The organism is Natrinema pallidum (genome assembly GCF_005890195.1).
Lineage (GTDB): Archaea > Halobacteriota > Halobacteria > Halobacteriales > Natrialbaceae > Natrinema > Natrinema pallidum.
The window spans coordinates 134,656-159,750 of sequence record NZ_CP040638.1 but is presented as its reverse complement, the minus strand read 5'-3'; the positions used below and the strand labels follow the sequence as shown (position 1 = coordinate 159,750).

18 protein-coding genes are annotated in these 25,095 nt (G+C 64.8%); 13 read left to right on the top strand and 5 right to left on the bottom strand.

All coding sequences use genetic code 11. The features are described 5' to 3' along the window. Nucleotides 1-101 precede the first annotated feature (101 nt). The gene (locus FGF80_RS18175; protein WP_138655645.1) at nucleotides 102-1,802 is read right to left on the bottom strand and encodes an acyl-CoA mutase large subunit family protein; all 1,701 of its coding nucleotides are present in this window, start codon (nucleotides 1,800-1,802) and stop codon (nucleotides 102-104) included. A gap of 216 nt (nucleotides 1,803-2,018) precedes the next feature. On the opposite strand from FGF80_RS18175, the gene FGF80_RS18170 reads away from it, so the two are divergent. Together FGF80_RS18170 and FGF80_RS18165 are read left to right on the top strand one after the other, a co-directional pair. Then, nucleotides 2,019-3,656: an acyl-CoA synthetase gene (locus tag FGF80_RS18170; protein WP_138655644.1), complete on the top strand. Its 1,638-nt coding sequence runs from the start codon at nucleotides 2,019-2,021 to the stop codon at nucleotides 3,654-3,656. 202 nt (nucleotides 3,657-3,858) lie between these two features. Continuing rightward, on the top strand, nucleotides 3,859-4,722 hold the full coding sequence (locus tag FGF80_RS18165) for a 3-hydroxyacyl-CoA dehydrogenase family protein (RefSeq protein WP_138655643.1): 864 nt from the start codon (nucleotides 3,859-3,861) through the stop codon (nucleotides 4,720-4,722). Nucleotides 4,723-4,724: 2 nt separating this feature from the next. Here FGF80_RS18165 and FGF80_RS18160 read toward each other — a convergent pair whose 3' ends face one another. Next, the gene (locus FGF80_RS18160; RefSeq protein ID WP_138655642.1) at nucleotides 4,725-5,849 is read right to left on the bottom strand and encodes an acyl-CoA dehydrogenase family protein; all 1,125 of its coding nucleotides are present in this window, start codon (nucleotides 5,847-5,849) and stop codon (nucleotides 4,725-4,727) included. A 223-nt stretch (nucleotides 5,850-6,072) separates the two neighbouring features. Here FGF80_RS18160 and FGF80_RS18155 point away from each other — a divergent pair, with 223 nt between their 5' ends. Next, nucleotides 6,073-7,629 carry an acyl CoA:acetate/3-ketoacid CoA transferase gene (locus FGF80_RS18155; RefSeq protein ID WP_138655641.1) on the top strand — a complete coding sequence of 519 codons (1,557 nt, stop codon included), beginning with the start codon at nucleotides 6,073-6,075 and terminating at the stop codon, nucleotides 7,627-7,629. Between the two features lie 76 nt (nucleotides 7,630-7,705). Beyond that, on the top strand, nucleotides 7,706-8,494 hold the full coding sequence (locus FGF80_RS18150) for an enoyl-CoA hydratase/isomerase family protein (protein ID WP_138655640.1): 789 nt from the start codon (nucleotides 7,706-7,708) through the stop codon (nucleotides 8,492-8,494). A 76-nt stretch (nucleotides 8,495-8,570) separates the two neighbouring features. On the opposite strand, the gene FGF80_RS18145 is transcribed toward FGF80_RS18150, so the two are convergent. Continuing rightward, the gene (locus FGF80_RS18145; protein ID WP_138655639.1) at nucleotides 8,571-9,323 is read right to left on the bottom strand and encodes an IclR family transcriptional regulator; all 753 of its coding nucleotides are present in this window, start codon (nucleotides 9,321-9,323) and stop codon (nucleotides 8,571-8,573) included. A gap of 1,349 nt (nucleotides 9,324-10,672) precedes the next feature. On the opposite strand from FGF80_RS18145, the gene FGF80_RS18140 reads away from it, so the two are divergent. The 8 genes from FGF80_RS18140 to FGF80_RS18105 all read left to right on the top strand — a co-directional run bounded on the left by FGF80_RS18140 (nucleotide 10,673) and on the right by FGF80_RS18105 (nucleotide 21,187). Beyond that, the gene (locus FGF80_RS18140; RefSeq protein ID WP_049908286.1) at nucleotides 10,673-11,170 is read left to right on the top strand and encodes a hypothetical protein; all 498 of its coding nucleotides are present in this window, start codon (nucleotides 10,673-10,675) and stop codon (nucleotides 11,168-11,170) included. Then, nucleotides 11,167-12,672 (top strand): UbiD family decarboxylase, encoded by a 1,506-nt coding sequence (locus FGF80_RS18135; RefSeq protein ID WP_138655638.1) that lies wholly within the window; start codon nucleotides 11,167-11,169, stop codon nucleotides 12,670-12,672. Before FGF80_RS18140 ends, FGF80_RS18135 begins: the two co-directional genes overlap by 4 nt. Beyond that, nucleotides 12,669-14,063 (top strand): UbiD family decarboxylase, encoded by a 1,395-nt coding sequence (locus tag FGF80_RS18130; protein WP_138655637.1) that lies wholly within the window; start codon nucleotides 12,669-12,671, stop codon nucleotides 14,061-14,063. Before FGF80_RS18135 ends, FGF80_RS18130 begins: the two co-directional genes overlap by 4 nt. Before the next feature lie 192 nt (nucleotides 14,064-14,255). Beyond that, nucleotides 14,256-15,938 carry an acyl-CoA synthetase gene (locus FGF80_RS18125; RefSeq protein ID WP_138655636.1) on the top strand — a complete coding sequence of 561 codons (1,683 nt, stop codon included), beginning with the start codon at nucleotides 14,256-14,258 and terminating at the stop codon, nucleotides 15,936-15,938. Between the two features lie 54 nt (nucleotides 15,939-15,992). After that, nucleotides 15,993-17,159: an acyl-CoA dehydrogenase family protein gene (locus tag FGF80_RS18120; protein WP_006187414.1), complete on the top strand. Its 1,167-nt coding sequence runs from the start codon at nucleotides 15,993-15,995 to the stop codon at nucleotides 17,157-17,159. A 2-nt stretch (nucleotides 17,160-17,161) separates the two neighbouring features. Further along, on the top strand, nucleotides 17,162-18,934 hold the full coding sequence (locus tag FGF80_RS18115) for an acetyl/propionyl/methylcrotonyl-CoA carboxylase subunit alpha (protein WP_138655635.1): 1,773 nt from the start codon (nucleotides 17,162-17,164) through the stop codon (nucleotides 18,932-18,934). A 5-nt stretch (nucleotides 18,935-18,939) separates the two neighbouring features. Further along, the gene (locus FGF80_RS18110) at nucleotides 18,940-20,694 is read left to right on the top strand and encodes an acyl-CoA carboxylase subunit beta (RefSeq protein WP_138655634.1); all 1,755 of its coding nucleotides are present in this window, start codon (nucleotides 18,940-18,942) and stop codon (nucleotides 20,692-20,694) included. A gap of 28 nt (nucleotides 20,695-20,722) precedes the next feature. Then, a complete protein-coding gene (locus tag FGF80_RS18105; protein ID WP_006187417.1) occupies nucleotides 20,723-21,187 on the top strand; it encodes a MaoC family dehydratase in 465 nt (154 codons plus the stop codon). 27 nt (nucleotides 21,188-21,214) lie between these two features. Here the strand turns inward: FGF80_RS18105 and FGF80_RS18100 are convergent, their stop codons facing one another. Next, nucleotides 21,215-21,937, bottom strand: a complete 723-nt coding sequence (locus FGF80_RS18100; protein ID WP_138655633.1) for a class I SAM-dependent methyltransferase — start codon at nucleotides 21,935-21,937, stop codon at nucleotides 21,215-21,217. Nucleotides 21,938-22,044: 107 nt separating this feature from the next. Between FGF80_RS18100 and FGF80_RS18095 the strand changes: the two genes are divergently transcribed. Next, entirely contained in the window at nucleotides 22,045-24,042 is a 1,998-nt protein-coding gene (locus tag FGF80_RS18095) for an AMP-binding protein (protein WP_138655632.1), read from the top strand. Between the two features lie 30 nt (nucleotides 24,043-24,072). On the opposite strand, the gene FGF80_RS18090 is transcribed toward FGF80_RS18095, so the two are convergent. Then, a complete protein-coding gene (locus tag FGF80_RS18090; RefSeq protein ID WP_138655631.1) occupies nucleotides 24,073-24,906 on the bottom strand; it encodes an HpcH/HpaI aldolase/citrate lyase family protein in 834 nt (277 codons plus the stop codon). Nucleotides 24,907-25,095: the final 189 nt, after the last annotated feature.

The following is a 25,095-nucleotide window of genomic DNA, read 5'->3' as shown; positions in this document are numbered from 1 at the left end:
GAGTCGTGATGGCCTCCCCATCCGCAAAAACGATCGGTCCTGACAGAATCCCGAGGTTTCGCGGTCGTGTCCGTCGGTCGTCACGGGGTCGTCGTCGAGCGTTAAACGGGAGTGATGTTCTCCTGGTATGATCCGTGGTGCTCCTCGAACACGTCCATGATCTCGCCCATCGATGCGTACGCTTTCACCGCGTCGATGATGAACGGCATGACGTTCTCCTCGCGGTCGATCGCGTCCGACAGCGCCTCGAGCGTCGCGTCGACCGCCTCGTCGTCGCGTTCCGCCCGCACCTCCTCGAGCCGAGCGAGTTGGCGCTCGCGCGTCGTCTCGTCGACTTCGAGGATTTCCGGGGAGGTATCCTCCGCGATGGTGTATTCGTTGACGCCGACGACGACCTCCTCGCCGCGTTCGACGCGTTGCTGGTATTCGTAGCTCGCCTCGCCGATTTCGTGGTGGAAGTAGCCCTGCTCGATGCCGTCGAGAACGCCGTCGCGCATCGAGCCGTCGCCGATCTCCTTGATCTCCTCGAGATACGTCATGATCTCCGCCTCGAGTTCGTTCGTGAGCGTTTCGACGGCGAAGCTCCCGCCCATCGGGTCGACGATGTCGGCCGCGCCGGACTCCTCGGCGATGATCTGCTGGGTGCGTAAGGCGACGCGGACTGCCTTCTCGCTCGGGAGCGCGAGCGCCTCGTCGAAGCTGTTGGTGTGCAGCGACTGGGTCCCCCCGAGGACGCCGGCCAGTGCCTGAATCGTTACCCGAGCGATGTTGTTCAGCGGTTGCTGGGCGGTCAGGGACTGCCCCGCGGTCTGGGTGTGGAACTTGAGCCGTTTCGATTCGTCGGCCGCTGCGCCGTACCAGTCTTCCATCACGTGAGCGTAGACACGCCGTGCTGCGCGGAACTTCGCGATCTCCTCGAAGATGGAGTTGTGGCAGTTAAAGAAAAACGAGAGCAGCGGTGCGAATTCGTCGATCTCGAGCCCTCGATCGAGGCAGTCCTCGACGTAGGCGAAGCCGTCGGCGAGCGTGAACGCCGCCTCCTGTACGGCGGTCGAGCCCGCTTCCCGAATGTGATAGCCCGAGATGGAGACGGGGTGGAACCGCGGCGTTTCTTCGGTGGCGAACTCGATGGTGTCGGTGACGATGTCCAGCGAGGGCTCCGGCGGGATCATCCACTCCCGCTGGGCGATGAACTCTTTGAGCATGTCGTTCTGGAGCGTCCCCCGGACCTCCTCGCGCGGAACGCCTTGCTGGTCGGCCAGCGCGATGTACATCGCGTAGATGACCGCCGCGGAGGGGTTGATCGTAAACGACGTGGAAACCGCGCCGATGTCGATCCCGTCGAAGAGGATCTCCATGTCCCGGAGCGTGTCGACGGCGACGCCCTCCTTCCCGACCTCGCCCTCGCTCATCGGGTGATCCGAGTCCAGCCCCATCAGCGAGGGCATGTCGAACGCCGTCGAGAGCCCCGTCTGGCCCTCGTCGATCAGATAGTGAAACCGCTCGTTGGTCTCCTCGGCGGTGCCGAAGCCGGCGAACTGGCGCATCGTCCACGTTCGCCCGCGGTACATCGTCGGGTACGGACCGCGCGTGTACGGCGGTTCGCCGGGAAACCCGAGATCGTCGTCGAAATCGAGATCGGCGATGTCCGCTGGCGTGTAGAGTCGATCGACCTCGTGGTTCGAAACCGTCGCGAACCGCTCCTTTCGCTCGCCGTGAGCCTCGAGCGTCGGCTCGAGCGTTTCCGCTTTCCACTCGGCTCGCCGCTCGCGGATATCGTCGAGCTCTTGAGTGTCAAACATGAGTGTGAATATCTCTGCCAGTGTTCTAAAGTCTTGCTGTCGATCGCGTGACCCGGCCCCGGTGGTAGCGGGAGTCGCTACCGGCCGCTTGGATCGATTCCGTCCCGATTGCCGAGCGGCGGTTTCGGCGGTTGAACAGCCCCGAGACCAGTCCGCTCCGGCAATGCGATCTGGAACGACAAAACACTAAAGACGGTATGGTATGATTGACCACCCATGGGAGTAGATTACAAGGATGCGGTCGGGAGCTTCGAATGGGACGTTCCGGAATCGTACGCGATCCCCGCAGTCGTTGCCGACCACGCCGAATCGTTCGGCGACCGCGTCGCCGTCCGCTTTCTCGACGAGGACGGGGCCCGCGAGGAGCGGACGTACGCCGCCCTCCGCGACGGCATGAACCGCTTCGCGAACGGACTCGAGGCACTCGGCATCGGGTCCGGCGACCGCGTTATGCACCTCTTCCCGCGACATCCCGACGCGTTCGCCGTCCAACTCGGCGCTCTCGCGACCGGGTCCCTGCTGGTTCCCTGCTCGTCGATGCTGCGGTCGAAGGACATCGAATTTCGGGCGACCGACTGTAACGCGTCGACGATCGTCGTCCACGAGTCGCTGACCGACATGGTCGAACCGATCCTCGCGGAGACGCCCCTCGAGCGGGTGATCGTTCTCGACGGCGATGGGAGAGACGACGACGGCGACCAGTGGACGACGTTCCGGTCGGTGATCGACGGCCAGTCGACCGAGTACGACGGTCCCGACCTCTCCGCCGACGATCCGATGTCGATCAACTACACCAGCGGGACGACCGGCCAGCCGAAGCCGGTCTTGCACAAACACCGCTGGCAGTACTGTTTCAATCGGATCAACGCGCCCTACTGGTGGGGGATCGACGAGGAAACCGATCTCGAGGACGAACTGCTGTGGGCGACGACCGGGACCGGCTGGGCAAAGTGGTTCTGGAGTCCGGTCGGCGTCGGGCTGACGACCGGTGCGACGCAGCTCATCTACGACGGCGCGTTCGAGCCCGACACCTTCCTCGAACTGTTGTCGTCGGAGGGCGTCACCAAGCTCTGTGCCGTTCCGACCCAGTACCGGATGCTCGCCAACGCCGACCTCGAGAGCTATGATGTCGATCTCAACGATACGCTCTCGGCGGGCGAACCGCTCAATCGCGACCCGATCGAGCGCATTCGAGACGCCTGGGGCGTCACCCCACGGGACGGGTACGGTCAGACCGAGACCGTCGCCCTGGTGACGAACTATCCCGGGATCGATATCAAGCCCGGGAGCATGGGTAAGCCGACGCCCGGCGTCGGCGCGACGATCATCGATGTCGACGACGACGAGGAAGTCGAGACGGGCGAGATCGGTGAGATCGCGGTCCCGGTCGACTCACCGGCGATCTTCGATGGCTACTACGAGAAGCCCCATCTCGACGCGGAGACGTTCTCCGGGGAGTACTATCGGACGGGCGATCTCGCCTCCCGCGACGAGGACGGCTATTTCTTCTTCGAGGGTCGGGCCGACGACATCATCATCTCGTCGGGCTATCGGATCGGCCCCTTCGAGGTTGAGGACGCGCTCGTCAGCCACGACGCCGTCGCCGAGGCCGCCGTCGTCGATAGTCCCCACGAGGAGCGCGGCAGCGTCGTCAAAGCCTACGTGATCCTCGCTGACGGCTACGAGGGGAGTCCGGAACTGAAAGACGATCTCCAGACGTTCATGAAGGAAGAGACGGCTCCCTACAAGTACCCCCGCCGGATCGAGTTCACCGCGGAACTCCCCAAGACCTCGAGCGGGAAGATCCGCCGCGTCGAACTCCGCGAGAAAGAGCAGCACAAACACGGCTTGTAACGGGGACAGCGTCGCCTCACGCGGCCGGATAGAACTGATCGTCCGGTCGGTCGTCGAACTTCGGCCTCGGCACGGACACCGTCGTGTGCGTCCAGTCGTGAGATATCGCTGTGTCGAACGGCGATCATCGGTGCGCGACCACAGTCGTCGCCGCTGACGAGAGTCGGGAGCTTTACTACGACCGTCCGAGCATCACCGAACGATGGCTCCACAGCTAGAGACGATCGACCGCGTCGGCGTCGTCGGCGCGGGGACGATGGGCAGCGGTATCGCACAGGTCGCCGCAACCGCGGGCTACGACGTTGTGATGCGTGATATCGAACAGGAGTACGTCGACAACGGCTTCGAGACGATCGCGGACAGTCTCGACCGGCTCGTCGCCAGAGAGCAACTGACCGACACGGAAGCCGCCGACGTTCGCGATCGAATCACCGGCACGACCGTCCTCGACGACCTCGCGGACTGTGACATCGTGGTCGAGGCGGCACTCGAGGACCTCGAGGTCAAGCGCGACGTGTTCGCCGACCTCGACGCGATCTGTCGCGACGATGCCGTCCTCGCGACGAACACGAGCACGCTCTCGATCACGTCGATCGCGAGCGCGACCGAGCGGCCGGACGCCGTCGTCGGCCTGCACTTCATGAATCCGGTGCCGATCATGGAGGGCGTCGAGATCGTCGTCGGCGAGAAGACGACCGACGAAGTCACCGACCTGGCACACGCGTTCGCCGAAGAACTGGGGAAGACGACGTGGGAAGCCGACGACAAGCCCGGCTTCGTCACGAACCGCATCCTGATGCCGTGGATCAACGAAGGGATTCGCGCCTACGACGAGGGCGTCGCCTCGAAGGAGGATATCGATACGGGGATGGAACTGGGTACGAACGTCCCGATGGGACCGCTGACGCTGGCGGATCACATCGGCCTCGACGTCTGTCTCCACGCGTCCGAGACGCTCTACGAGGAACTCGGTGACCGGTACAAGCCCGCCTACCTCCTCAAACGGAAGGTCGAGGCCGGCGACCTCGGCAAGAAAACGGGCGTCGGATTCTACGAGTACGAGTAACGCTACTCCGACAGGTGGCGTGAGATGACTTCCTTCTGTATTTCCGAGGTCCCCTCGTAGATCGTGGTGATCTTGGCGTCCCGGTAGTAGCGTTCGACGTCGAAGTCCTTGGTGTAGCCGTAGCCGCCGTGGACCTGCACCGCTTCGTTCGCGACGTCGACTGCCGTCTCGCTCGCGAAGTACTTGGCCATGCTTGCCGCCTGCGGATCGAGTCCGCCGTCGTTCTTTCGGGCGGCGTCGCGGGTCAGCAGCCGTGCGGCCTGTACGTCGGTCTGCATGTCCGCGAGCTTGTGGGCGATCGCCTGATGCTCGATGATCGGCTCCCCGAACTGTTCGCGTTCGTTGGCGTAGCTCACGGCGGCGTCGAGGGCGGCCTGAGCGACGCCGACGGCCTGGCTGGCGATCGCGATCCGACCGCCTGTCAGGATCGAGAACGCGGCCTTCAGTCCGTCGCCGACCTCCGTCAGCCGGTTCGCTTCCGGGATGCGTACGTCGTCGAAGAGCAACGTCGTCGTGTCGCTGGCGCGCAGTCCGAGTTTGTCCTCCTTCTTGCCGACTTCCAGCCCCGGCGCGTCTTTTGGCACCAGGAACTGCGTCACGGTGTCGGGATCGTCGCGATCGGTCTTCGCGAACAGGACGACGACGCCCGCCCGCTTGCCGTTCGTGATCCACTGTTTCTTCCCGTTGATGACGTACTCGCCGTCCTTGAGTCGGGCCTCGGTGCTCATCTCCGCCGGGTTCGAGCCGGCGTCGGGCTCGGACAGCGCGAACGCGCCGACCGGGCGGCCGTCGACCATCTCGGGCAGCCACTCGTCTTTGTGCTCCTGCGTTCCGAACTGGCGGATACACGATGTCGCCAGACAGTGGACTGACAGGGCCGTCGCGACCGCCAGATGTCCCCGCCCCAGTTCTTCGTTGACGATGCTGTACGTCACTTCGTCGGCGTCGAACCCGCCGTACTCCTCGGGAACCGTCAGCCCGGTCAGATCGAGCTCCGCGAGCCCGTCCCAGACGTCTTCCGGAAAGGTCTGGTCCGCGTCGTGCTCGTCGATCCCCTCGAGAACGTCGGTCTCGACGAACTCTCGAACCGTGTCCCGTATGAGTTGCTGTTCGTTCGTCAACTCCATACGTGGACTTTCGTGAGCGGGATAGTAAAGCGTACGATTCCGCTGGTCACCGTCCCGAGCCGTCCGATCGAGCGACAGTCCAGCGTTTCCGCTCGGTGCGCAACAGCAACAGCGGGTTATCGACTCCCCGAGCGCACGCTCCGAGACCGGTGTTTCGGTCGATGCGGCGGCTCGAGAGCCGGCGATAGGTAACTAAAAATAGCGCCCCTTGCGAGGAGTAGGTATGACAGTTCGGCAGTCCAGAGAGGCGGCTATCGAACGCATCGACGACGGCGATACGATCGGCATCGGCGGCTTCGTCGCCGTCGGACTCCCCGAGTACGTCCTCGAAGCGCTCGGCGAGCGGTACGCCGAAACCGGCCAGCCCGGCTCGCTCACCTTGTATCATCCGGCCGCGGAGGGCGACCGACAGGGGCGTGGCCTGTCACACCTCGTTCAGGACGGGATGCTCGAGCGGACGATCGCGAGCCACTGGGGCTTTACCCCCGACCTGATGGAGCGAATCGTCGCGAACGAGATCGAGGCCTACAACCTGCCGTTCGGCGTGATGGATCACATGCTTCGCGACACCGCTGCGGGCAAACCCGGGACGATCACCCACGTCGGGCTGGGGACGTTCGTCGATCCGCGACAGGAGGGAGCGAAGGCAAACGACGTCACCGACGAGGACCTCGTCGATCTCGTGACTCTCGACGGCGAGGAGTACCTCTACTATCGCTCGGTGCCGATCGATGTGGCGCTCATCCGGGGGACCACGGCCGACGAAGACGGGAACGTCACCATGGAGCGGGAAGCGCTCGATTCGAACGCGCTGGCGATGGCTCAGGCAGCCCACAACTCCGGTGGGACGGTGATCGCACAGGTCGAGCGCGTCACGGCTTCGGGAACGCTCACCGCTCGCGACGTGGCCGTCCCCGGCGCGCTGGTCGATTCCGTCGTCGAAGCGCCGCCGAGCCACCACCAGCAGACGTACGCCGAGGACTACAACCCGGCCTACAGCGGCGAGATCAAGCGACCGGCTGACGACGAGAGCGATGCCCGTCCGCTCGATGCCCGCGCGATCATCGCCCGCCGCGCCGCGATGGAACTCGAGCCGGATTCGGTTATCAATCTCGGGGTCGGCGTCCCGGAACTCGTGCCGGCCGTCGCGGCCGACGGCGGCGTCGACGACGAGATTACCCAGACCGTCGAGTCGGGACCCGTCGGCGGTGCCGCGTCCGGCGGGATCAGCTTCGGGACCGCGGTCAATCACGAGGCGCTCGTCTCCTCGCCCCAGCAGTTCGATTTCTACGACGGCGGCGGACTCGACATCGGCTTCCTGGGCATGGCACAGGCGGATGCCACGGGCAACATCAACGTCAGCCGGTTCGGCTCGCAACTGCCCGGCTGTGGCGGGTTCATCAACATCACCCAGAACGCCGACAAGGTCGTCTTCTGTGGAACCTTGACGACCGACGGCCTCGAGATCGCGACCGGAAACGGGACGCTCGCGATCGAACGCGAGGGAACGAGCCCGAAGTTCGTCGAGTCGGTCGAGCAGATCACGTTCAGCGGCGAGTACGCCGTCGAAACCGAGCAGCCGGTCGTCTACGTGACCGAGCGCGCCGTTTTCGAACTCACTGCGGACGGCCTCGTACTCACCGAGGTCGCGCCGGGGCTCGATCCCGATACGGATGTCCTCGACCAGATGGGATTCGAGCCGCTCGTGGCCGACGACCTCGCGGAGATGGAGCCGCAGCTGTTCGTCGACGACCCCCTCGATCTGACCGACGCGGTCTAGATCGGCTTCCCCAGAACCGGCCGGGTCCGATGCAAAGCGCAAACCGTTAAGCGAGACGGCCGCGAACGCCAGATCGATGGTCGCATACGACAACCTCTCGATCGAGCACGACGACGGCGTTGCAGCGGTGACGCTCGATAGCACGGCCGGGCGAAACGCGCTGACCCTCGAGATGGCGAACGAACTGGTTTCGGTGGCGACGACCCTCGGGGAGGACCCGGACACGCGGTGTATCGTGCTCACGCACGCGGGCGATTTCTTCGGCTCGGGAGCCGATCTCACCGCCCTCTCGGGTGACGACTCCGACGCGGCACATATCCGGGAGCTAGCGGGGCGGGCCCACGAAGCGATCGTCCAGTTCCACCGGGCGAAAACGCCGGTCGTCGGTGGCGTCAACGGGATCGCCGCCGGGATCGGGTTCAGTCTCACGCTGTTCCCCGACCTGCTCGTCCTCGGCGAGGACGCGACGCTCACGTTCGCGTATCCGGGCATCGGACTGACCGGTGACGGTGGCGCGACGTTCTTCCTGCCGCGACTGGTCGGTCTCCGGACCGCCAAGGAGATCGTCCTCCGAGACGAGCCCATCGGCCCCGAAGAGGCCCGCGAACTGGGGCTGGCAACTGAGGTCGTTCCCGCCGACGAGTTCGACGACCGGCTGGCCGACGTGGCCGCCGACCTGGCCGACGGACCGACCCACGCGTTCGGGACGACGACGCAACTGCTGACCGACAGCTACGACCGCTCGCTCGAGCGCCAGCTCGCGGCGGAGACGGACGCAATCGCGGGCGCGACGCGAACGGACGACTACGAACGCGGACTCGAGGCGTTCTTCGGCGACGGCGAACCCGACTTCGTCGGCCGATAGGTTGCCGGCGGCCACCGTCGGCATTGCGGGCCTCGGTCGGCCGCGTTCGGACGGCGACACGTGTGGCCGGTCCTGATCAGACGTAATCGAGGTTGACCTGTGTCACGTTCGCCGCCCGCTGGACGATCTCGGCGATCTCCTCGCGCCTCGCCTCGTCGATGCGGCTTTGGGGGCCACAGACGCAGATCGCACCGCGGATACGGTCTCCCTTGTCGAGTACCGGCGCGGAGATACAGACCATACCCGCGATTCGCTCGCCCTCGTCGACGGCGTACCCCTGTTCTCTGATCCGCTCGAGTTGGTCGAAGAGCACGTCGGGGTCCGTGATCGTTCGCTTCGTCATCTCGACGAGTCCCTGGCGGTCGATGATCTCCCGAACGTGGTCGTCGGGCATGTGTGCGAGGATCGCTTTCCCGGGGGCTGCCGCGTGAAGCGGCATTCTCGCGCCGGGGTACGCGAACAGATTGACCGCGTCGGGTCCTTCCTGTACCGCGACGATCACGCACTGGTCGTTTTCCTCGACCAGCAGCGTGACGTGTTCGCCCGTTTCCGCCGCGATATCCTGGAGTTCGTCGCTGACGGCCTTGAACACTTCCAGCCGGTGGCGCTGTCGGTGCCCGACCTCGAGAAACCGTGTCGTCGTCGCGTATTCCTTGTCCTCGACGGCGACGTAGCCCGTCGAGACGAGCGCCTGGAGGTAGTTGTGTACGGTACTGACGGGCATATCGAGGCGCTCCGCCAGCTCGGAGACCCGCCCGCTCCCGTTTGCCGCGAGTTCGTCGACGATCCTGAACGCCCGTTCGACCGACCGGTTCGATGTGCCCGTCATTACGAGCCCGTTTCGTTGCGGCCATAGTAAACGTTCGGCTCTGTCGAAGAGTTCTTCGAGGATCGTCCCACGCCGAGGAGGGGGAGTTCGAGGTCGTGGATTCGGTGTGGGACTGAAAAAATGGCACCAGCGGGCGAGTCCACTGAACGACCACGCAACGCTTCCGAACGTGATGAGTAGACGGTTCTCCCCGAGCCAGTGGGGACATGACGTTTCGGAGGAGTTGAAACGGCTCTCGAGCGGTGAACGGATCGTAGGCGACAGATCGGCCGATGACAGACACCCACGCCCCATAGACGTGTGATTCGGCACTGTCGGAACGAGTAACAGCGTCGATGAGGGAACCCCCCGGGCGGAGTAGCATGGTCCGCGGGGTAGGTCGACAGGTCGTTTCGAGCGAGTCGGACGCTCCCGTGCTCCCGTCCGCGTGTCTCCCGTCCGCCCTGGAGTTACATTCGTATGTGTGTAAACTTTTGCCGCCGGGGTCGATCGACAGTTCCGAGCGGTGACTCACTGCCGTCGGTGTGGCAGCGAACACGACTCGAAACTGGGGCGAGCATCTCGACTTTCGTCAAATAGTCTATTCTAGTTACACTATCTATTCCATAGATGTTCGTCTCGAGGGGGTGCATTCACTGACTCGAGACCGGAGCCGAGAGTCGGCCGACAGCGGGGCCCAACCGGCTACCAGTACGATCCGCAGTGGAGGCCGGATCGATATCATACCGGCTAAAACGGCCGCCGTTACCGACTCTGGAATCAGTTGCGAGACCACAGCGGGCGACAGCCGCCGTGCTTTTCGTTGCTCCAGCATCGTTCTCACGGCGGTACTTTATCGTCATGGGCCCGGTCTCGAGCTGGAATACATAGAAACCGACACGTGTCGGAACCAATCATATATGGAATGTGTTTCTGGATCAATCACTTTCAAATACTTTCGGGATACTCATCAAATGATCGTTGCTCCCGCGATGAACACGACGCGTCTCACTGGCATCGGATCGGGTGACCGATGTGCACGGTGACCTCGGCGTGGGTACGGTTACGGCAGAATCCATACGAGGTCGATGAGTCGGTCTATCCATGATCGCTCCGCGTCGTCGTCCGTCTCGTCAGTCGGCATCTATCCGTCCCAATTCGGGCTGTGATCATATTTCTATCCCACGTACCGTTGCGTTCCGTGTCACCCGCCCTCCGGCTATCCCGGCGCAGTCACGGGAGGTGGGACCGGACGGTCCGACTCTGCGATCGGACGAACCTATCCTCTTTAGGGGGAGAACGAGAATAGCAACGCGTACTGGCTCGTGCAACCGCGAGACGCGGGCCGCGGAAACGACAACGTGGAGGCCATGTCGAACCACTACATCACAGCAGAGGAGCATCTGCCCGACGACGAGCGCACAGAAACGACACTCCAGATAACCGATGCGGAGACGAAGCGTATCTTTGAGGCTCGAGTCCGGATCGCTCGCGAACCCGACGATCTCACCGATCCGTCCCCGCTGACCGTCGTCGCTGGACCACACGAAAACGTCAGTAAGGAGCGCTATATCGAACTTATTGACGAGATCGATTCCGCGGGTATCAACGAGGACCTCCTTCGTCGACTCGCGAGCGATCAAGAAACGACCTCGAACATCGTTAACACGCGATCCGACGATCTCAAAGTGGTGTTGCGGTATCTCGTCGAATCAGGGCAGTACGATTCAACTGCCGAGGCCCTTCGGGAACTATCGTTTCAGTATCTCGCGGAGACTCAGCCCGCCTTGCTGGATGCATACGAGAACGTTCGGACGGAGTTCGAGGACGATCCGCTCCGACGCGCCCGCTCGGAGCACGAGTCATGACGGGGCCGTCGTTCCGGGAGTTCCTCCAGTCTCTCGACGATGCGGCTGCTCTCGTCTCCTTCGGCGACGACAGATCGTGGGATCTCGAGGTGAGCGCGATCACGACGCTTGCGAACCGTTCGGACGGTGAGGTACCGGTTTTCGAGTCGATCGGGGAGACCGCGATCGACGCGTCGCTCGTCGGCGACCCGTATCGTGGCCCGCGGTGCCGACCGTGGGACCACCTCGCCCAGGCGTTCGGGCTGCCGTCCGGGCTGTCCGGTGCAGCGTACTACGAAGCGGTCGTGGATCGGCTTCGATCACCCCGGGAGCCGCGGGTCGTCGACCGCGACGCAGCCCCCTGTAAGGCCGTCGTCGATACCGGGGCGGATGTCGACATGTTGTCGATCCCCTGGCCGTATCTCCATCAGGGCGATGGCGGGCGCTATTCCAACCTCCACACCGTCGTCGCGCCGGACCCGGAGACCCAGTGGGGACACTGGTCGAACCATCGGATGATGATCCACGACGACGCCCTCGCGAGCCTGTTGTTTCTGGCGGGCGAACAGGCACCGAACCTCTACTACTACGACTACGAACCGCGCGAGGAACCGATGCCGGTCGCGGTCGTCCTCGGCGCTGAACCGGCCGTCCAGTGTAGCACGGAGATGTGGATTCCGACCGGCCGGAGCGAAGCGGCCTTCGCGGGCGGCTTGAAGGACGGCCCGGTCGACCTCGTCGCGTGCGAGACGAACGACCTCTACGTCCCGGCGACGGCGGAACTCGTCCTCGAGGGGCGGGTGCTTCCGGGCGAGCGACTCGACGAGGGGCCGTTCGGCGATTACTTCGGGTACATGAACGGGCCGCGGCGGTCCATGCCGGTGTTCGCGGTCGACGCGATAACCCGCCGCACCGAGCCGCGGGTGCCGTTTTGCGTCGAAGGAACCGGGGTCGGATACGGCCAGAACTCGAGCAGCACGCTCCAGACCGCTGCGGCCGGCCCCGACGCGACCCTCGGCCTTCGGGCGGCCGGCTTCGACGTCACGATGGCCGTCCCGTGGCGCTTTACCTCTCGGACCGTCTGGGTCATCGCGACGGACCGTCCCTATCCGGGCTCCCTGCACGAACTGGCGAACTTCGTGTTTACGACCTGGGGGATGCTTCACATCGATTTCTTCGTGTTCGTCGACGCCGACACCGATCCGCTCGACCCGCGGGCCGTACTGACGGCGATCGCGCTCGAGGCCGATCCGGACGCGGACTTTCACCAGTTCGGCGTCGAGCGGATGCCGAAAGTCCCCCTCAACATCTACCAGACCCCCGACGAGAAGGGCAGCGCCGATGTCGGAACTTCGAAAGCCAAGACCGCGAAGGCGTACATCGACGCGACCAGCGACCGGCCGGCGGCGGACGGTCCCGAAGACGACTCGCTGCGAAAGCGAGCGCAGCAACGCCTCGTCGAGGCGGGTGTCTCGCCGGCACCGTTCGACCTCCTCGAGGAGCGAACCGGTGAGTCACGATGATTCCGTTCGCACAGTACCTACGGGGGTTGGCGGGCGACGATGACCTCGTGACCCTCGACGAACCTGCTGATGTCCCTGTAGACGTGGTCGCGGCGGAAGCGCTCCGCGCGAGCGGGCCGGCGCTCCGATACGAACGGGCCGACGGTGTCGACCTCGCCAGCGGGACGTTCAGCGGTCCCGATCAGATGCGACACCGGGACTCCTACCCGTGGTCGCGGCTCGCCTTGGGTCTCGGACTCGATCCCGACGCGCCGTTCGTGACCCTGTTGGAGACGATCACGGCCCTTGGTCCGGCTGCTGGTGTGGAACCGACGTACGCGGGCCAGGCTGCCGCACGCACCGTCGACGCCGTCCAGGAGTTGCATTTGCCGCGGGGAACCGACGATGTCTGGCCCTCGCTGACTCTGGGAATCGTGTCGGTCTCGACGGCCGACGGATCGCACTGGGCACCGATCTACGGGTCCGTCATCAGCGACGACACGCTCGGCGTGTACACGCCCGCCGCGGTCTCGTCGCTGCTGGACGACGGTGGAACGCTTTCGATCGCTCTCGGCGTGCCGCCGGCGGCGCTTACGACCGCCTATCTGCTCGCCGTCACGGGACGTATCGAACACCCAGTACAGGACTGTGGCGTCGCGGACAACGTCCCGCTCGTCCCGACGAACGGCGGTCTCGTCCCGAGTGCGACGGAACTGGTCATCGAGACGACGGTCGAGGATCGACACCCCGACTTCCAGTCGGACCGGCAGGAGGCGTGGGAGCACGTCGTCGCGAGCACGCCGTTGGCTCTCTCTATCGAGCGAGTGATCGCGACCGACGACCCGGTGCTCCCGTTTGCCCCCGTCGGACGGCCGCTCGCGGACGACGTACAACTCACCGGGGTCTCGGCGGCAGCGTCGCTGTACCACCGGGTCAACGATTACTGGGGGATCTCGCCCGTCGAGTGGGTACTGTTGCCTGCGGAGACCGAACTCGGAATCTGCTTCGTTGCCACGGATGTCCTCTATGCCGGCTTCGAGTGGCAACTCGCCAACATCCTCTTTACGTTCTCGTCGCTGTTCGATACCGTCGTTATCGTCGACGAGGACGTCTCGCCGCGGGACCTCGGGCGCGTCCTCGGCGATATCTGGGTGAAAGCGCACCCGTCTCGAGACTGGGTCTTCAGCGAATCGGCCGCGCCGGCGGCGAAGCGGCCCCGATACCGTCAGGACGGGGAAACCGGCTCTCGGTTGTACGTGAACGCGGCCTGGGACCCCCGCTGGGAGGATTCCTACATCGCCCCGCGAGTCGCGTTCGAACAGTCGTTCCCGGAATCCGTTCGTGACGTTGCTCGACAGGCCTGGAACAGCCGTCACGACGCGGAAAGCGACGACGAACGCGACGAGAGCTGAGAGCCGGACGCGAAGCCGAACACTTTCGATCTGACATATCTGTACTCTCATATACTGTAAACAGATACGTTTACGCAAGACGGTATCGCAAAAGAGCCCCCAAATAGATACTATCATGTATAGTGTTATGCTATTCTCAATGCAGAATTTACCGGTACAGATATATATGGTGAGGGAATTGCGGGGCGGTGTATGGTGTCCAGCCACAACCTGTCCGACTACGAGGCCGAACGGGAGCAATTCTCGTGGGACGACATCTACGCGGAAGCCGACTGGGACGCACCAGGGGAGCTCAACATCGCACACGAGGTCGCCGATCGGCACGCGACCGAACGCGAGACGGTCGCACTCTATCAGGTTGGGACCGACGGGGAGTTGACGAAGCTGACCTTCCGGGAGTTGGCCGACCGCTCGAGCCAGTTCGCGAACGTCCTCGAGGGGCTGGGCGTCGAACAGGGTGACCGCGTGTTCTCGTATATGCCACGGATTCCCGAACACTACGTGGCGATGGTTGGGACGCTGAAGCGGGGGGCCGTCTGGGGGAGCGTCAACGAGCGGTTCGGACCGGACGGCATCTCCTACCGGCTCGACGACTGCGATGCGAACGTTGTCGTGACGACGACCGACAACCGCGAGACGGTCGCGGACGCCCTCGCGGACGCGCCGACGGTCGAACACGTCATCACGGTCGACCGCGGTGGCGGCGCGCCCGCGGACGATGTCGTCTTCAACACGGCACTCGACGGAGCAAGTACGTCGTACGACGCCGCCGAAACCGGCGGCGAGGACGACGCGTTGCTCTATTACACGTCGGGGACAACCGGGTTGGCGAAGGGCGTCCGCCACAAACAGCGCTGGGTGGCCGGCGTGGCGGCGACCCAGCGGTACGCCGTCGATCTCCAGCCCGGCGACCTCTACTGGAGTACGGGTGATCTGGGCTGGCTGACCGGCGTGATCAACACCCTGGGTGCCTGGTTCTGGGGGGCCTCGCTGTTCACCTACGAGGGCGAGTTCGACCCCGAAACGTGGGCGGCTCTGCTCGACGAGTATCCGATCACCGTCTTGTTCTCGGTTCCGACGGCCTATCGGATGCTCCGCGAGAACGAGTCCGTCCTCGCCGACGTCGACCTCGACCTGCGCCACGCGCTCTCGATCGGCGAGCCGCTCAGCGCCGGCGTCGTCGACTGGGGCGAGGACGAACTCGGCGTCACCATCCTCGACACGTACGGTCAGACGGAAACGGGCAACATGATTATTAACAACTACCCGACGATGGAACTGCGGCCCGGCTCGATGGGCAAGCCGCTCCCTGGCATCGAGGCCGACATCGTCGACCCCGAAACCGGTGCCGTCCTCGAGCCCGGTGAAACGGGCGAGATCGCCCAGCGCGGGGACTACCCCTGCTTCTTCGACGAGTACTGGAACAAACCCGAGAAGACCGCGTCGTGTTTCGTCGACGGACCGGACGGGGAGTGGTACCTCTCGGGGGACCTCGCACACAAGGACGAGGACGGCTACTTCTGGTTCGAGGGGCGTGCGGACGACGTCATCCTGTCGTCGGGTTATCGGATCGGCCCCTTCGAGGTCGAGAGTTCGCTCGGCGAACACGAGGCCGTCGCCGAGGCCGCCGTCGTCCCGAAGCCACACCAGGAACGTGGGAACATCGTAAAGGCGTACATCGTGCCCAGCGAGGGGACGACACCCACCGCGGACCTCGAGGAAGACATCAAGACCCACGTGCGCGACGAGTTGTCGGCCCACGAGTACCCCCGGGAGATCGAGTTCCGCGAGGAGTTACCGAAGACGGTCACTGGGAAGATCCGCCGAACCGAACTGCAGGACGATGCAGCCGAAGAGACCGAGACATCGACGTAAGCGACTGTCTCTCGAGACGATCGATCACGAATATACAATCCGACAAACCACAGAATGAATTTCGAAGCTACCAACGAACGTTCGATGATTCAGTCGACCGCGGAAGCGGTCGCAGCCGAATACGGACCGGAGTATTGGCGAGAGAAAGAGGAAGCCGGCGAGTTCGGCCAGGGGTTCTGGGACGAACTCGCGGATGCCGGCTTCCACGGCCTGTTGATCCCGGAGGAGTACGACGGTGCCGGGATGGGCATGCAGGAGATGGGGCTGGCGATGGAGACGCTCTGTGCCGAGGGTTGTGGCATGGCCGGCACCTGGTATCTGGTGCTCACCGCCGGCATGGCAGCCGTCGGCATCCGCGAGAACGGCACCGAGGCCCAGAAGGAGCGGTATCTCCCCGATATCGCGGCCGGGGAGCGGAACTTCTCGATCGGGATCACCGAGCCCGAGGCGGGAACGAACACGCTGAACGTCGCCACGCGAGCGGAGAAAGACGGCGACGAGTACGTCCTCAACGGGCAGAAGGCGTGGATTACCTTCTCCGACCGGGCGGACAACATGATCATCGTCACCCGGACGACGCCGCTCGCGGAGGTCGACCGGGGGACCGACGGTATCAGCCTCTTTATCGTCGACATGGATGCGCCCGGCATCGACGTCTCACCGATCTCCAAACACGGGATCAACTACTCGAAGTCGTGCGAAGTGTTCCTCGAGGACGTCCGCGTGCCCGAGGAGAACCTGTTGGGCGAGGAAGACGAGGGCTGGTGGGCGCTCGTCGATATGTTGAACCCCGAGCGCATCGGCTTCGCCGCGGCCGGCACGGGGATCGGAAAGCTGGCCGCGAACACGGCCATCGAGTACGCCACCGACCGCGAGGTGTTCGACGCACCGATCGGGAGTCATCAAGCCGTTTCGTTCCCGATCACGCAGGCCTACGCGCGGATGGAAACGGCGTCGCTCATGCGCGAGAAAGCCGCCTGGCTCTACGATCAGGGCGAGGAGTGTGGCTACGAGACGAACGTCGCGAAGGCGACGGCCGTCGAGGCCGGCATCGAGGCCGTCAAGCAGTCGATGCAGGCGTTTGGCGGCTGGGGCTACGCCACGGAGTACGATGTCGAGCGCTGGTGGCGTGAAATCAACCTTACGAGACTCGCGCCGGTCTCCCAGCAGATGGCCTACAACCACATCGGCCAGGAACTCGGCTTCCCCAAATCCTACTGACCATGTTCGACAAAGTTCTCGTCGCGAACCGCGGCGAAATCGCGGTGCGCGTCATGGCTGCCTGCGAGGAACTGGGCTGTGAAACGGTCGCCGTCTACAGCGATGCCGACCGTAACGGCGGCCACGTCGATTACGCCGACGAAGCGTACAACGTCGGCCCGCCGCCGGCCAGTGAATCGTACCTCGATCAGGAGGAACTCATCGACGTCGCCGAGCGAACCGGCGCGGATGCGATCCACCCCGGCTACGGGTTCCTCGCGGAAAACGCCGACTTCGCCCGCCGCGTCGAGGAGACGCCGGACGTCACGTGGATCGGCCCACCCAGCGACGCCATGGAGACCCTCGGCGAGAAGACGAAGGCCCGAACCGTCATGCAGGACGCCGGCGTCCCGGTCGTCCCCGGGACGACCGAACCGGTCGACGACGCCGACGAGGTGCGAGCGCTCGGCGAGGAGTTCGGCTATCCGATCGCGATCAAGGCCGAAGGCGGCGGCGGCGGCCGCGGCATGAAGATCGTCCGCAGCGAGGCCGAAGTCGACGACGCCCTCGAGAGCGCCCGCCGCGAGGGCGAGGCCTACTTCGGGAACGACTCGGTCTACGTCGAGAAGTACCTCGAGGCACCCAAACACATCGAGGTCCAGGTGCTCGCGGACCGGCACGGTTCCGTCCGCCACCTCGGCGAACGCGACTGTTCGCTCCAGCGTCGCCACCAGAAGGTCATCGAGGAGGCCCCGAGCCCGGCGCTCGACGCCGATCTGCGTGACGAAATCGGCGAGGCTGCCCGGCAGGGCGTCCGCGAAGCCGGGTACACGAACGCGGGGACGGTCGAATTCCTCGTCGAGAACGGCGAGTTCTACTTCATGGAGGTGAACACCCGCATCCAGGTCGAACACACCGTCAGCGAGGAGGTGACCGGGATCGACATCGTCCGCTGGCAGCTGCGAGTCGCCGCCGGCGAGGCACTTTCCTTCGCCCAGGACGATGTCGAGATCGACGGCCACGCGATCGAGTACCGGATCAACGCCGAGAACCCGGCCGCCGACTTCGCGCCCACTCCAGGGCAACTGACGACCTACCGGCCGCCGACGAGCATCGGGATTCGCCTCGATCACGCGGTCGCACAGGGCGACGAGATCGGCGGCGACTACGACTCGATGATCGGGAAGCTGATCGTCAGGGGCGACGACCGCGAACACTGCCTCGAGCGCTCGAAACGCGCGCTCGAGCACTTCGCCGTCGACGGCGTCCACACGACGATCCCGTTCCACCGGCTGATGCTCGACGACGAGACCTTCGTCTCGGGCGATCACACGACGAAGTACCTCGACCGCGAACTCGAGGCCGACGCGCTCGAGTCGGCCGTCGACCGCTGGGGTCCCGCAGCGGCCGCCGACGGCGATGGCACGGGATCGACGACCAGCGAAGTCACCGTCGAGGTCGACGGCAAGCGATTCGATGTCGTCATCGAGGACGCGCTCCCGCGGTCGACGGCCGGGAGTGCCGACACCGGCGGCGGGTCCAGTGGCGGAGCCGCAACGACGGATACCGCCGAGGTTGCGACCGCCGACGCCATCACCGCGGAGATGCAGGGCACGATCCTCTCCGTCGCCGTCGAGGAGGGTGACGAGGTCGCCGCCGGCGATGTCGTCTGCGTGCTCGAGGCGATGAAAATGGAGAACGACGTCGTCGCCGCCACCGACGGGACGGTCGAGTCGGTCCCGATCACGGCGGGCGATTCCGTCGACATGGGCGATACGCTCGTGACACTGGAGTAACACCGATGCGAATTCGAATTTCAACGGACACGACCGACGCGGAGGCACAGGCGATCGCCGAGGCGATGGCGTCGCAGTACCGAGACGACGTCACCGTCGTCACCGACGGCGGCGAGGAGATCGGCAGCGCGTCCTACGACGGCGGGACCGACGCGACGGCCGAGGCTGACCCGGACTCGGAACTCGGCCCGACGGCGCGCGAGGAGACGCTGCGGGACGAGATCGACGACATCCTCGCGGGCGGTCCGGAGAAGTACAAAGCCCAACTGCCGGACCAGGGGAAACTGTTCGTCCGCGACCGGATCGACCTCTGGTTCGGCGACGACTGTCTCTTCGAGGACGGCAAGTTCGCGGCGTTCGACGACTGGCATCCGGACGGTGCGAACACCGACGAGGACGACGACGACCGGCTGCCGGCCGACGGTCTGATTACGGGTGCTGCCGAGTTCGAGGGGCGAGACGTCCACTTCATGGCCAACGATTACACGGTCAAGCGCGGCAGCATGGCCGCGAAGGGCGTCGAGAAGTTCCTGCGAATGCAACAGCGCGCCCTGAAGACGGGCAAGCCGGTGTTGTACCTGATGGACTCCTCGGGCGGGCGGATCGACCAGCAGACCGGCTTCTTCGCCAACCGCGAGGGCATCGGGAAGTACTACTACAACCACTCGATGCTCTCCGGTCGGGTGCCCCAGATCTGCGTGCTTTACGGTCCCTGTATCGCCGGCGCAGCCTACACCCCCGTCTTCGCGGACTTCACGGTCATGGTCCGGGACGTGAGCGCGATGGCCATCGCCAGCCCGCGTATGGTCGAGATGGTCACCGGGGAACAGATCGATCTGCAGGAACTGGGCGGTCCGGACGTCCACGCACAGCACTCCGGGAGTGCGGACCTCATCGCCGAAGACGAGGAACACGCCCGCGAACTGGTCGCCCAACTCATCGGCTACCTCCCGAATAACAGCGACGAGACTCCGCCCCGGACGGACGGGCAGGCACCTGCCGCCTCGCCCGACGGCATCGACGCCGTCGTCCCCCAGGAACCCAACAAGGGCTACGACATGTTCGATGTCATCGACCGGATCGTCGACGCGGGGTCGACGCTCGAGTTGCGGTCCGAGTACGGCCCGGAGATCATCACCGCCTTCGCTCGGATCGACGGCCGGCCGATCGGGATCGTCGCCAACCAGCCGGCCCATCGGGCGGGCGCGATCTTCCCTGACGCCGCCGAGAAGGCCGCCGAATTCATCTGGACCTGTGACGCCTACGACATCCCGCTGCTGTACCTCTGTGATACGCCCGGCTTCATGGCCGGATCGCAGGTCGAGAAAGACGGAATCCTGGAGCAGGGCAAGAAGATGATCTACGCGACCTCCTCGGCGACGGTGCCGAAACAGTCGGTGGTCGTCCGCAAGGCCTACGGCGCGGGCATCTACGCGATGTCCGGCCCTGCCTACGATCCCGAGAGCGTCATCGGGCTTCCGTCGGGCGAAATCGCTATCATGGGCCCCGAAGCGGCAATCAACGCGGTCTACGCACGCAAACTCGCCGAGATCGACGACGAGGAGGAGCGCAAGCGGATGGAGCAGGAACTCCGCGAGGAGTACCGCGAGGATATCGATGTCCACCGGATGGCCAGCGAGGTCGTCATCGACGAAATCGTCCCGCCGAGCGACTTGCGGGAGGAACTCGAGGCGCGGTTTGCCTTCTACGAGACCGTCGAGAAGGACCTGCCCGACAAGAAACACGGCACCGTCCTCTGATCACTCTTCGAACGTTTCACAACCACCAATGACAGGACGCTACTACGAGGAGTTCGAGGTCGGCGAGACCATCGAACACGAGAAGCGACGGACGATCAGCGAGCGCGACAACCAGCAGTTCTGTGACATGACAATGAACCAGCAGCCGTTGCATCTCGACGCCGAGTTCGCGTCGGAGACGCAGTTCGACGGGCGGCTGGTCAACGGGCTCTACACCATGAGCCTGGCCGTCGGGCTCACGATCCCCGATACCACCGACGGCACGATCGTCGCGAACCTCTCGTACGACAACGTCGAGCATCCGACACCGGTCTATCACGGTGACACGATCCGGGTCCAGTCGACGGTCACCGACAAACGAGAGACCAGCGACGGCGAGCGCGGCATCGTCACCATGCACGTCGAAGTGTTCAAAGTGAACGATCCCGAGGAACCGCTGGTCTGTGAGTTCGACCGGACCGCGCTCTCGCTGAAACGCGACCACGCCGACTGACATCCTCGGCGTGAACACCGGGAAACATCAGTCGGCGACGCCGACGATCCATCGCCACCGCTGTTCGACGGTGCCCTCGAGGCCGCCAAGCAGATCCCGCGCCGTCGCGACGCGCTCCTCGGCGGCGAGTTTCGGGTAGAGGCGCGCCGCCATCGCCGGAATCGCGTGGAACCGCCGCACGTCGGCGGCCGTCGTCGCGAACCGCCACGTCCCCGTCGTGACGGTGAACTCGTCGGCGAGCGCCGTCTCGACCGCGTCGGCACCCGTCGGTGACCGCGATTCCCGCTCGAGGTCCGCGAAGACGTCCGTTCCGTCGGCGTCGACCCAGCCAAGCGGCGCGACGGCACCGACGACCCCGCCCGGACGCAGGACCCGGGCCGCTTCCCGCGTTGCGACCGTCGGCTCGGGACCGAGAAAGAGCGACGCGGTAAACGCGACGCCGTCGAACGAGCCGTCGACGAACGGCACGTGATCGAAGTCCGCCTGCACCCGCGGCGCGGCCTCGAGTTCACGCAGCATCTCGCGGCTGATGTCCAGTGCGACTGTGCGCTGTGCTCGCTCGGCGAAAACGCGTGTACTCGCGCCCGTGCCGGCACCGGCATCGAGGACGGACTCGAACGGGCCGTCGACTCGAGCCGACAACTCGGCGGCCAGCAGCTCTGCGAGTGTGGTGAACCGACCGGTTCGCTGCTCGTAGGCGTCGTAGGCGGTGACGCTGTCGTCGAAGTTCGCTCGGACGACGGCCTTCATAGGCCCGGCAACGATCGGCGAGGGAATACGTGTTCCCATCGGCCGACGCCACTCGCATCGACGTATCGCCCGCCAACCAGCAGTTCCACTGCGGAAATAAACGACGAATGACAGAGCTATCGGAGATCGACGACATCGCACACGAACCGAGCCAGGAGTTCGTCGAATCGACGAACGTCCGGCAGTTCATGCAGGAGTACGGGATCGACGACTACGAGGAACTCGTCGAACGAACGACGACCGACATCGACGGCGTTCCGGAATCCGGCGTCGAGTGGTTCTGGGACGAGATCATCGATTACCTCGGGATCGAGTTCGACGAGACCTACGACGAGGTCAGAGACGACAGCGAGGGGCCACAGTTCACCGACTGGTACCCCGGCGGCGAACTCAACATCGCCCACAACGTCGTGGACCGTCACGCGGTCGACAGCGAGACGCGTGACGACGTTGCCTGCCTCTGGGAGGGCGAAGACGGCGAGGTTCGCGAGGTTACCTACCACGATCTTCACCGCCAGTCGAATCGGGTCGCGAACGCGCTCGAGGAACGCGGCGTCGGCACTGGTGACACCGTCGGTCTCTACATGCCGATGGTGCCAGAGGTGATCTCGATCCTCTATGGCTGTTTCAAGATCGGTGCAATCGCGGTGCCGATCTTCTCCGGGTTCGGCGTCGATGCGACGGCGACTCGGATCGCGGACTCGGCGTGTTCGATCCTGTTCACCGCCGACGGCTTCTACCGCCGCGGGAGCGAGGTCCGCCTCAAGGAGGCCGCCGACGAGGCTATCGCAGCGGTCGGCCACGTCGACACCACTATCGTCTACGATCGACTGGGTCTTGCCGAGGCCGAGGACACTCCCTGGAACGAGGGTCGCGACGAACACTGGCACGAGGCCGTCACGTCCCAGGACGACACGTACGAGACGACGTCGTTCCCGAGTGCGCAGGAATCGATGCTGCTGTACTCGTCGGGCACCACCGGCAAGCCGAAGGGAATCGTCCACACCCACGCCGGCGCACTCGTTCAGCCCGCCAAGGAGGTCCACTTCGGGATGGACCTCAAGCCGTCGGACCGGTTCTTCTGGGTGTCGGACATCGGCTGGATGATGGGGCCGTGGACGGTGATCGGGACCCACACGTTCGGCGGCACCGTCTTCATGTACGAGGGCGCGCCCGACTACCCCGAGCCGGATCGCTTCTGGTCCATGATCGACCGCCACAAGCTCACCCAGTTCGGCATCTCGCCGACCGCGATCCGCGCATTACGCAAACACGGCGACGACTGGCTCGAGGGCCACGATCTCTCCTCGCTGCGCGTTCTGGGCTCGACGGGCGAGCCCTGGGACCCCGAGTCCTGGCACTGGTTCCACGAGAACGTGGGCAACGGCGAGGCCCCGATCATCAACATCTCCGGCGGCACCGAGATCTGTGGCTGTTTCCTGATGCCCCTTCCCATCCAGCCGCTGAAACCCTGTACGCTCGGCGGCCCCGGCCTCGGCATGGATATCGACATCGTCGACCGCGAGGGCAACTCCGTCAAAGCGGACACCGAACGCGGCTATCTCGTCGCCCGCGACTCCTGTCCCTCCATGACCAAATCCCTGTGGTCGGGCGACGACCGCTATCTCGAGGAGTACTGGTCGACGTTCGACGACCTGTGGGACCACGGCGACTGGGCCCAGACGGACGACGACGGCTTCTGGTTCCTCCACGGCCGCGCCGACGACGCCCTCAACGTCGCCGGCCGCAAAGTCGGCCCCGCCGAGGTCGAGGGTGCGCTCATCGACCACGAAGCCGTCACCCAGGCCGCCGCCATCGGCGCACCCGACGACACCACCGGCACTGCCGTCGTCGCCTACGTCGTTCTCGAGGACGGCTCCGAGGAGACCGACGACCTCCGCGAGGAACTGCGCGCGCAGGTCGGCGAAGAACTCGGGAAGCCGTTCCGCCCGCGAGAGGTACTGTTCGTCGACCAACTTCCCAAAACGCAGTCCGGCAAGATCGTTCGGCGTGCCGTCGAGGCGCTCTACACCGGCGAGGACCTGGGCGACATGAGCAGTATCGAGAATCCCGACGCGCTCGCGGGGATCAGGGACGCGCGGTAACAACGGGGCGTCGCTTCGCTCCCGGATCGGTCACGTCGACCGTCCGGCGCGCTCGAGGATGCGTTCGGCCTGTGCGATGAGTGGCGCATCGATCATTTCCCCGTCGACTTCGAACACGCCCGCAGCGGTCCGATCGCGGGCATCGAGGACGCGCTCCGCCCACTCGATGTCCTCGTCACTGGGCGTGAAGGCGTCGTTGATGACCGGCACTTGATCGGGATGGATCGCCATTTTGCCGTCGTACCCGAGCTGTGCGGCGAACGCCGTCTCCTCGCGGAGGCCGTCCGTGTCCGCGTAGTCGGTATAGACGATGTCGATGGCGTCGATCTCGGCGGCGCTGGCCGCGAGCACGGTCCGTTCGCGGGCGTACAACACCTCCGTTCCCTCGCTCGTCCGCGTCGCGCCGATATCGGCCGCGAGATCCTCGGCCCCGAACAACAGCGCAGCAGTCGCATCGGCCGCTGCGATCGCATCGGCCCGGAGGACGCCCGCTGCGGATTCGATGAGCGACAGAACCGGGATCGAAGCGTCGTGTTCCGCGAGGAGCCGGTCGGCCGTTTGGATGTCCGCGGCTGACTCCGTTTTCGGAAGCATCAGACTGTCCGGGGGTGTCCCCTGGAGGATCGCCTCGAGATCGGCGGCAGCCGACGTTCCGATCGGGTTCACACGAACGCAGAGCTCCCGCTCGGAGTCGAAGTCGATCTCGGCGAGCACTTCGCGGACGGCCTCGCGTGCATCCTGCTTGTCCGCCGGTGCAACTGCGTCCTCGAGGTCGAAGACGACGACATCGGCCTCGCTCTCGGCCGCTTTCCGCATGAGCTCTGGTTTGTTACCGGGCGAGAACAAAACGCTTCGACGAACCATAGTACTCGTTGGCAGGTCTCCCGATTAAGCCGTCCGGTTTACCGAAACGGACGAGTCGATTAGCGGGTGGGTTCGGGATGGCCGCTGTTCGCTTTGGTAAGGGGATCGGTCGGGATACCACGCCCATCGTATTCGAGGCCGCTGAGTCGCTGCAAACGCGACCGAATCTGGACAGTGGCCAACAATCAG